6 protein-coding genes and 1 pseudogene are annotated in these 7667 nt (G+C 62.3%); 5 read left to right on the forward strand and 2 right to left on the reverse strand.

Annotated elements, in window-relative coordinates; translation table 11 throughout:
- Positions 1-142 precede the first annotated feature (142 nt).
- On the reverse strand, positions 143-559 hold the full coding sequence (locus HMPREF9538_RS13445) for a GNAT family N-acetyltransferase (RefSeq protein WP_009485154.1): 417 nt from the start codon (positions 557-559) through the stop codon (positions 143-145).
- Here HMPREF9538_RS13445 and HMPREF9538_RS32250 point away from each other — a divergent pair.
- Entirely contained in the window at positions 534-650 is a 117-nt protein-coding gene (locus HMPREF9538_RS32250; protein WP_014343452.1) for a hypothetical protein, read from the forward strand. The two genes, HMPREF9538_RS13445 and HMPREF9538_RS32250, sit on opposite strands and share 26 nt — an antisense overlap.
- On the opposite strand, the pseudogene HMPREF9538_RS32255 reads toward HMPREF9538_RS32250, so the two are convergent.
- Positions 610-733: pseudogene (locus tag HMPREF9538_RS32255) on the reverse strand (hypothetical protein). The gene HMPREF9538_RS32250 and the pseudogene HMPREF9538_RS32255 sit on opposite strands and share 41 nt — an antisense overlap.
- 206 nt (positions 734-939) lie before the next feature.
- On the opposite strand from HMPREF9538_RS32255, the gene eefA reads away from it, so the two are divergent.
- The 4 genes from eefA to HMPREF9538_RS13425 all read left to right on the forward strand — a co-directional run.
- Complete coding sequence (eefA, locus tag HMPREF9538_RS13440) at positions 940-2064, forward strand: multidrug efflux RND transporter periplasmic adaptor subunit EefA (RefSeq protein ID WP_009485155.1); 1125 nt, start codon at positions 940-942, stop codon at positions 2062-2064.
- Positions 2064-5171 carry a multidrug efflux RND transporter permease subunit EefB gene (gene eefB, locus HMPREF9538_RS13435; protein ID WP_009485156.1) on the forward strand — a complete coding sequence of 1036 codons (3108 nt, stop codon included), beginning with the start codon at positions 2064-2066 and terminating at the stop codon, positions 5169-5171. The genes eefA and eefB overlap by 1 nt, the downstream gene beginning before the upstream one ends.
- A 3-nt stretch (positions 5172-5174) precedes the next feature.
- The gene (gene eefC / locus HMPREF9538_RS13430) at positions 5175-6539 is read left to right on the forward strand and encodes a multidrug efflux RND transporter outer membrane subunit EefC (protein ID WP_004186228.1); all 1365 of its coding nucleotides are present in this window, start codon (positions 5175-5177) and stop codon (positions 6537-6539) included.
- Positions 6540-6584: 45 nt separating this feature from the next.
- On the forward strand, positions 6585-7667 hold a 1083-nt coding region (locus tag HMPREF9538_RS13425; protein ID WP_009485157.1), incomplete at its 3' end, for a multidrug effflux MFS transporter.

Below are 7667 nucleotides of genomic sequence, written 5' to 3' on the forward strand. Positions count from 1 at the left end.
GCCGCCAGCACCGGCAGTTTCAGTCGCGCATGTGGTTAAAATAACAACAGGTCGCACGAACCGTAGGCCGGATAAGGCCTTTATGCCGCCATCCGGCACAACCACAGGTGCGGTACCTGACCGCCCGGGGATACCAGGATCGTTACAGCGCCTTCGACAAATAGTGGCGCTGCATGCCTGCGTGCGGGAAGTCGGGCAGCGACATCTGCAGCTGATAGCCTAATTTCTGATAAAACGGCAGCGCCTGGAAGCTAAAGGTATCCACCAGCAGATGGCTGCAGCCTTGCGCCTGCGCCTGCTGTTCCGCCTCCTGCATCAGCTCGCTCCCCAGCCCGCGCCCGCGCGTCGCCTCGCTAACCCACAGATACTCAATGCACAGCCAGTTGCCCTTGCGTTTGGCAATCAGCCCGCCCTGCATCACCCCTTGCCCATCGCGGGAGTAAACCCCCAGATCGCCAAACTGCGCCGCATCGAGATACTGCTGATTATACTGCCGTAGACCGGCAAACAATTCTTGTTGATCGTCGGGATTAATGCTTTTTGTAATGATTAGTGTCATTAACTATCTCCAGTATCGCGCTGCCGAATGGTTATTTTCCCTCTCCACTTTCACAAAATATTCTTATTTTCTCCATGATTATTTGCCTTAATTTTTTGCGTTCTAAAAGTAAGCAAAAAAACCTTTCCATTATCGCGACGGATCGTATAATGGGGAAAAAATGAGAATGATCATTCTCACCACAAAACCAGAGGAGATGCGCTTTTCACCTCCTGAAGACCGAAGAGGTTGGCTTCAGCGGAGACACAATAACAATCACGTTCAGGAACATCTGTGTTCCTTTTTTGTCATTTTCGCTCACCCGAAAATGCCTCAGCGCCCAACCTATTCCCTCGTTTTTAAATAAACGGGGCGGACGTCTTATATCTTGAGAAAATATAATGAAATACATCATAGCTCCCATCGCGACAGCATTATTTCTCCTTAGCGGATGCGATAATGCGCAGACATCTGCTCCGCAGCAACCCACGCCGGAAGTGGGCGTGGTCACCCTGCAAAGCCAGCCGGTGCCGGTAGTCAGCCAGCTCACCGGCCGCACCACCGCCTCGCTCAGCGCCGAAGTTCGCCCGCAGGTGGGTGGCATCATCCAGAAACGCCTGTTTACCGAAGGCGATATGGTGAAGGCCGGGCAGGCCCTTTACCAGATCGATCCCTCCAGCTATCGCGCGACCTGGAACGAAGCGGCGGCGGCGCTGAAACAGGCCCAGGCGCTGGTGGTCTCCGATTGCCAGAAGGCCCAGCGCTACGCGTCGCTGATCAGGGATAACGGCGTTTCCCGCCAGGATGCTGACGACGCCGCCTCCACCTGCGCCCAGGACAAGGCCAGCGTGGAATCGAAGAAAGCGGCGCTGGAGAGCGCGCGCATTAACCTGAACTGGACCACCATCACCGCGCCGATTGCCGGGCGCATCGGCATCTCGTCGGTTACGCCGGGGGCGCTGGTCTCCGCCGATCAGGATACCGCGCTGGCGACGATCCGCGGGCTCGACACCATGTATGTCGATCTGACGCGATCCAGCGTCGATCTCCTGCGTTTACGCAAGCAAAGCCTGGCCAGCAACAGCGACACCCTCAGCGTGACGTTAACCCTGGAAGATGGCAGTACCTATCCCGAAAAAGGGCGTCTGGCGCTCACCGAAGTCGCCGTCGATGAATCTACCGGCTCGGTAACCCTGCGCGCTATCTTCCCCAACCCGCAGCACGTCCTGCTACCGGGGATGTTCGTCCGCGCGCGCATCGATGAAGGCATCATGAACGACGCGATCCTCGCCCCGCAGCAGGGGATCACCCGCGATGCCAAAGGCGACGCCACGGCGCTGGTGGTCGATGCCGCCAACAAAGTTGAGCAGCGTACCGTGGAAACCGGCGACACCTACGGCGATAAATGGCTGGTGCTGAGCGGCCTGAAAGCGGGCGACAAGCTGATTGTCGAAGGCACCGGTAAAGTGGCCCCCGGACAGACAGTGAAGGCCGTCGCCGTCAACAATAACGGAGGCAACGCCTGATGTTCTCCCGTTTCTTCGTGCGTCGCCCGGTCTTTGCCTGGGTGATCGCCATTCTGATTATGCTCGCCGGGGTGCTGGCGATCCGCACCCTGCCGGTAGGCCAGTATCCGGACGTCGCCCCGCCGGCGGTGAAAATCTCCGCCACCTATACCGGGGCGTCCGCCGAAACCCTGGAGAACAGCGTCACCCAGGTGATCGAGCAGCAGCTCACCGGCCTCGACCATCTGCTCTACTTCAGCTCCACCAGCAGCTCCGACGGCTCGGTCAGCATCACCGTCACCTTTGAGCAGGGGACCGACCCGGACACCGCCCAGGTGCAGGTGCAAAACAAAGTGCAGCAGGCGGAATCGCGGCTGCCGAGCGAAGTCCAGCAGTCCGGCGTAACGGTGGAAAAATCGCAGAGCAGCTTTCTGCTGATCCTTGCGGTGTATGACAAAACCAACCGCGCCACCAGCTCCGATATCTCCGACTGGCTGGTCAGCAATATGCAGGACCCGCTGGCGCGCGTGGAGGGCGTCGGCAGCCTGCAGGTATTCGGCGCCGAATACGCGATGCGCGTCTGGATGGACCCGACCAAACTCGCCTCCTACTCGCTGATGCCTTCCGACGTCCAGTCGGCGATTGAGGCGCAGAACGTGCAGGTTTCCGCCGGTAAAATCGGCGCGCTACCGTCGTCCAATGCCCAGCAATTAACCGCCACCGTGCGCGCGCAGTCCCGGCTGCAAACCCCTGACCAGTTCAAAGCGATCATCGTGAAAAGCCAGGCCGACGGCTCGGTGGTGCGCCTGAGCGATGTCGCGCGGGTGGAAATGGGTAGCGAGGATTACACCGCCACCGCCAATCTGAACGGCCACCCGGCCGCCGGGATCGCGGTGATGATGGCCCCCGGCGCCAACGCGCTGGACACCGCGACGCTGGTGAAAAGCAAAATCGCCGAATTCCAGCGTCAGATGCCGCAGGGTTACGATATTGCCTATCCGAAGGACAGCACCGAGTTCATCAAAATCTCGGTCGAGGACGTGATTCAGACCCTGTTCGAAGCGATTATCCTCGTCGTCTGCGTGATGTATCTGTTCCTGCAGAACTTCCGCGCGACGCTCATTCCGGCGGTGGCGGTGCCGGTGGTGCTGCTTGGCACCTTCGGGGTGCTGGCCCTGTTCGGCTACTCGATTAACACCCTGACGCTGTTCGCCATGGTGCTGGCGATCGGCCTGCTGGTGGATGACGCCATCGTGGTGGTGGAGAACGTCGAGCGCATTATGCGCGACGAAGGGCTCCCCGCTCGCGAAGCCACCGAAAAATCGATGGGCGAAATCTCCGGCGCGCTGGTGGCGATTGCCCTGGTGCTGTCGGCGGTGTTCCTGCCGATGGCCTTCTTCGGCGGTTCGACCGGGGTCATCTATCGCCAGTTCTCGGTAACCATTATCTCGGCGATGATGCTGTCGGTGGTGGTAGCGCTGACCCTCACCCCGGCGCTGTGCGGCGCGCTGCTCAGCCACTCCAAACCGCACACCAAAGGGTTCTTCGGCGCCTTTAACCGCCTGTGGGGACGTACGGAGGAGGGCTACCAGCGCCGGGTGCTCGGCGGCCTGCGCCGGGGCGCAGTGATGATGGGCGCTTACGCGCTGATTTGCGGGGCGATGGCGCTGGCGATGTGGAAGCTGCCGGGCAGCTTCCTGCCGGTGGAGGACCAGGGGGAGATCATGGTCCAGTACCCCCTGCCCGCCGGGGCGACGGCGGTGCGTACCGCCGAGGTGCGCCGCCAGGTGACCGACTGGTTCCTCACCAAAGAGAAAGCCAATACCGATGTCATTTTCACCGTCGACGGCTTCAGCTTTAGCGGCAGCGGGCAGAACGCCGGGATGGCCTTCGTGTCGCTGAAAAACTGGTCGCAACGCAAAGGGGACGACAATACCGCCCAGGCCATCGCCCTGCGCGCCACCAAAGAGCTGGGGACGATCCGCGACGCCACCCTCTTCGCCATGACCCCGCCGTCGGTAGACGGTCTCGGACAGAGCAACGGATTCACCTTCGAGCTGATGGCCAGCGGCGGTACCGACCGCGACAGCCTGATGAAGCTGCGCAGCCAGCTGCTGGCGGCGGCCAACCAGAGCAGCGAGCTGCAGTCGGTGCGCGCTAACGATCTGCCGCAGATGCCGCAGCTGCAGGTGGATATCGATAACAACAAAGCCGTCTCGCTGGGGCTGTCGCTGAGCGACGTGACCGATACGCTCTCCAGCGCCTGGGGCGGTACCTACGTGAATGACTTTATCGATCGCGGCCGGGTGAAGAAGGTCTATATCCAGGGCGAAAGCGACGCGCGCGCGGTGCCGTCGGACCTTGGCAAATGGTTCGTTCGCGGCAGCGATAACAGCATGACGCCGTTCTCCGCCTTCGCCACCACCCACTGGCAATACGGCCCGGAAAGCCTGGTGCGCTACAACGGCTCCGCCGCCTTTGAGATCCAGGGCGAAAACGCCGCCGGCTTCAGCTCCGGCGCGGCGATGGACAAGATGGAAAAGCTGGCCGACAGCCTGCCGGCGGGCTCCACCTGGGCGTGGAGCGGCATTTCGCTGCAGGAAAAGCTGGCCAGCGGCCAGGCGATGAGCCTCTACGCCATCTCGATTCTGGTGGTATTCCTGTGCCTGGCGGCGCTGTATGAGAGCTGGTCGGTGCCGTTCTCGGTGATCATGGTCATCCCGCTCGGCCTGCTTGGCGCGGCGCTGGCGGCGACGCTGCGCGGCTTAAGCAACGACGTCTACTTCCAGGTGGCGCTGCTGACCACCATCGGCCTGTCGTCGAAAAACGCCATCCTGATCGTGGAGTTCGCTGAATCCGCCGTGGATGAGGGGTATTCGCTCTCCCGGGCGGCGATCCGCGCCGCGCAGACTCGCCTGCGCCCGATTGTCATGACCTCGCTGGCGTTTATCGCCGGGGTGCTGCCGCTGGCCATCGCCACCGGCGCCGGAGCCAACAGCCGCGTGGCGATCGGCACCGGGATTATCGGCGGCACCCTGACGGCCACCCTGCTGGCGGTGTTCTTCGTACCGCTGTTCTTCGTGCTGGTGAAACGTCTCTTCACCCGCCAACGTCCTTCTCAGGAGTAAGGTATGTTTCGTTTAAGTTTTATGTTTATCGCGCTCCTGACCGCGGGCTGCGTCTCGCTTGACCCGCATTATGATCGCCCGGCCGCGCCGGTGCCGGCCACCCTGCCCGGGGCGCACGGCGAATCGACGGCGGTGGTCGGCGACTGGCAGAAAGTGGTCAATGACGCGCGGCTGAAAAAAGTGGTCAGCATCGCGCTTAACAGCAACCGCGATGTGCAAAAGGCGCTGGCCGATATCGAGGCCGCGCGCGCCCAGTATGGCGAAACGCGGGCATCGCTGTTTCCCACCGTTGATGCCGAACTGAGCCACACCCGCAGCAAAACGGTGGCCAGCGGCCTGAGCTCCGCTTCACAGGCCGACGGCGCGGTCTCCAGCTTCGAACTGGACTTGTTCGGCAAGAACCAGAGCCTGTCGCGCGCGGCGCGCGAAACCTGGCTTGCCAGCGAATTCACCGCGCAGAATACCCGGCTGACGATGATTGCCGATTTGACCACCGCCTGGGTGACGCTGGCGACGGATAACAGCAATCTGGCGCTGGCGCAGCAGACCATGGACAGCGCGGCAAACTCGCGCAACATCGTCGCCCGCCAGATGGCGGTTGGCACCGCCTCCGCGGGGGATTTAAGCTCGGCGGAAAGCGTCTATCAGCAGGCGCGCGCCAGCGTCGCCAGCTATCGTACGCTGGTGGCGCAGGATAAAAACGCCATTAACCTGCTGGCGGGGGAAACCGTGCCGGAGAGCCTACTGCCCGGCACTCTCGAGAGTCTCGGGGATAACAGCATCGCGCTGGTGCCGGCGGGCGTGTCGTCGTCGGTGCTGCTGCGTCGGCCGGACATTCAGGAAGCGGAGCACAATCTGAAGAGCGCCAATGCCGATATCGGCGCGGCGCGGGCGAACTTCTTCCCGTCGATTTCCCTGACCGCCAGCGCCGGGGTCGGCAGCGACTCGCTGTCGTCGCTGTTCAGCCACGGGATGCAGGTGTGGTCGTTCGCCCCCTCCATCAGCCTGCCGCTGTTCACCGGCGGCAGCAACCTGGCGCAGCTGCGCTATGCGGAAGCGGAGAAAAAGGGGCTGATCGCCACCTACGAGAAATCGATTCAGAGCGCGTTTAAGGACGTTGCCGATGCGCTGGCGCGCCGGGAAACGCTGAGCGAAGAGCTCGATGCCCAGCGGCAGTACGTCGCCGCCGAGCAGACATCGCTGGATATTGCCATGAAGAGCTATCAGGCCGGAGTCGGCGATTATCTGTCGGTGCTTACGGCCCAGCGCACGCTGTGGTCGGCGAAGACGACGCTGCTGTCCCTGCAGCAGACCGACCTCAATAACCGGATCACCCTCTGGCAGTCGCTGGGCGGCGGCGCCAGTTAATTTCACCCGCCGGGCGGCCGCGCCCGGCTTCTGTAAGGAATCGTTATGCCACGTGTTTCCCTCTCCTGGGCGCTGATCCTCGGCCTGCTGTCGGGTATCGGCCCGCTGTGCACGGATTTTTATCTACCGGCGCTGCCGGAGATCACTCAGCAGCTGCAGGCCACCAGCACCCAGACCCAGCTGTCGTTGACCGCCGCACTGATTGGTCTCGGCCTGGGTCAGCTGTTTTTCGGCCCGCTGAGCGACCGCATTGGCCGCCTGAAACCGCTGGCGCTGTCTCTGCTGCTGTTTATCTTCTCTTCGGCGATGTGCGCCCTGACCCGCGATATCAACATGCTGATTGTCTGGCGCTTTTTACAAGGCTTTGCCGGCGCCGGCGGCTCGGTGCTGTCGCGCTCCATTGCCCGCGATAAATACCAGGGCACCCTGCTGACCCAGTTTTTCGCCCTGCTGATGACCGTGAACGGCATTGCGCCGGTGCTGTCCCCGGTGCTGGGCGGCTACGTTATCACCGCCTTCGACTGGCGAATTCTCTTCTGGACGATGGCCGCCATTGGCGGCGTGCTGCTGGTGATGAGCCTGGCGATCCTGCGGGAAACGCGTCCGGCCACAGCGGCGCATGCCAGCCGCCAACGGCCCGGCCAGCCGGTGCTGAAAAATCGCCGCTTTCTGCGCTTCTGCCTGATCCAGGCCTTTATGATGGCCGGGCTGTTCTCCTACATCGGCTCTTCTTCCTTCGTGATGCAGAGCGAATACGGCATGAGCGCCATGCAGTTCAGTCTGCTGTTCGGTCTGAACGGTATCGGGCTGATCATCGCCGCGATGATCTTTTCCCGTCTGGCGCGCCGCTTTAGCGCCGAAAGCCTGCTGCGCGGCGGCCTGACGCTGGCCGTGAGCTGTGCGGCGATCATGCTGCTGTTTGCCTGGCTGCATCTGCCGGTGCTGGCGCTGGTCGGCCTGTTCTTTACCGTGTCGCTGATGAGCGGCATCAGCACCGTCGCCGGCGCGGAGGCGATGAGCGCCGTCGACGCCGCGCAGTCCGGGACCGCGTCCGCGCTGATTGGCACCCTGATGTTTGTCTTCGGCGGCATCGCCGCGCCGCCGGCGGGGGTCGGCGGGGGAAAAAAA

Source organism: Klebsiella sp. MS 92-3 (assembly GCF_000195655.1).
Lineage (GTDB): Bacteria > Pseudomonadota > Gammaproteobacteria > Enterobacterales > Enterobacteriaceae > Klebsiella > Klebsiella pneumoniae.